The 1,615-nt window shown below is 73.4% G+C and carries 1 protein-coding gene; it reads left to right on the top strand.

All coding sequences use genetic code 11. The features are described from left to right. The first annotated feature begins 195 nt into the window (after positions 1–195). The gene (locus V7004_RS15790; protein WP_334145227.1) at positions 196–1,572 is read left to right on the top strand and encodes an ArnT family glycosyltransferase; all 1,377 of its coding nucleotides are present in this window, start codon (positions 196–198) and stop codon (positions 1,570–1,572) included. Positions 1,573–1,615 lie beyond the last annotated feature (43 nt).

Below are 1,615 nucleotides of genomic sequence, written 5' to 3'. Positions count from 1 at the left end.
GCCGGGTACGGGCCGGCTGGGTGCTTGGCGGGGGAGCGTGTCGGTCATGAGCAGGTCACCGCGCCGGGCGGCAGGGGGAACCGAGGATCGCTGGGATCCGACCGGCCAGGTGGGGACGCCATGGTAGTCGGCGGGCCGTGGTAGACCGGCGCCGTGGAGGGCCACGGGGGACGCGATGCATCCCGCGTCGGGGCGGTGCGGGCGACGGTTGGCGAGGCGATCGGGCGGCTCCGGCGCGAGCGCCACACGCAGGTGTTGGCGGCCGCGGTGCTCGGCGGTTTCGTCGTGCGCCTGGTGTGGATCCTCTACGCCACTCGGGCTCCGGCGGGCGAGCACGACCCGGCGTTCTACGAGGCGCTCGCTCGGAGCCTCGCTGCCGGCGACGGCTACGCCGGGCCGACCGGGCAGCCCACCGCGTACTACCCGCCCGGTTACCCGGCGGCACTCTCGGTCGTGGTCTGGCTGGTGTTGCACACACCGTTGCCCGACGACGTGCCGATGGCCGGTGCCGCGCTGAACCTGGTGGTGGGCACGGTGTCGATCGCGCTGGTGGGGCTCCTGGGTAGGAGGCTGGTCGGCCCGTGGGTGGGAGCGATCGCGGCGGTGCTGGTCGCGCTCACCCCCAGCCTCATCATGTACACGGGGTTGCTGCTGACCGAGACCCTGTTCATCGGTGTCGAGCTGGCCGCGCTGGCGGTGCTGCTGTGGCGACCGTGGTCTGGCGAGAGCGGCGGGCGGCCGGAGGCTCCGAGTGCTCGCCGCCTGGCGTTCGCCGGCGTGCTGTTCGGGTTCGCCCTGCTCGTCCGGCCCACGTTCGGGCCGGCCTTCGTGCTGCTGCCGGTCGCCCTCGCGCTCGCATGGCGCGACGCGCGCCGCTGGATCCGCGGTACCGCCGTCCTGGTGGGCGCGGCGGCACTGGTGGTGGTGCCCTGGACGATACGCAACCTGGTGCAGCTCCACGCCTTCGTGCCGATCTCGACCAACACCGGCGACAACCTCTGCATCGGGAACCACCCGGGCGCACCCGGGTCCTTCGCCCTCCCCGAGTACTGCTTCGCGGACCTCCCGCCCTTCGACCCCCCCGCCAGCGAGGTGGAGCAGAACCGGCTGCTCACCGAGCGGGCGCTGGAGTGGGCGAAGGACCATCCCGGCGAGCAGGTGCGGCTCCTGGCCTGGCGCACGTACTTCACCTTCCTGAACGACCACGAAGCGGTCCGGGCCACCACCTCCTACGGTGACGACCCCTGGCTCAGCCCTCGCCGGGTCGAGGTCCTCCAGTTCTGGGCCGATGCGGTGTACTTCCCGCTGCTGGCGCTCGGCGCGCTCGGCGTGGCCGCGTTCGGGGCCGGGCGGTCTCCCCGCCGGTTGGCGCTGGTGCTGGTCATCGCCGGCATCGCGATCGCGCCGTGGCCGTTCTTCGGCGAGCCGCGGTTCCACGTCCCGCTGCTCCCGCTGCTCGCGGTGCCCGCGGCGCTTCCCCTCGCCGCCTTCCCGGAGATCCGGCGACGGTTCCGCCCCGGCTTCACGGGGACCGAGGGGCGTGACGTAGGCCACAGTTTGACCCCCGAGTAGCCTGTCCCGCGTGCTCCAGGAAGCTGCCCGCCCGGCTGTCGCG

Source organism: Rhabdothermincola sp. (assembly GCF_036846205.1).
GTDB lineage: Bacteria > Actinomycetota > Acidimicrobiia > Acidimicrobiales > Acidimicrobilacustridaceae > Rhabdothermincola.
Note: the sequence above shows the minus strand (reverse complement) of the source record. Positions and strands in the feature narration are given on the sequence as shown.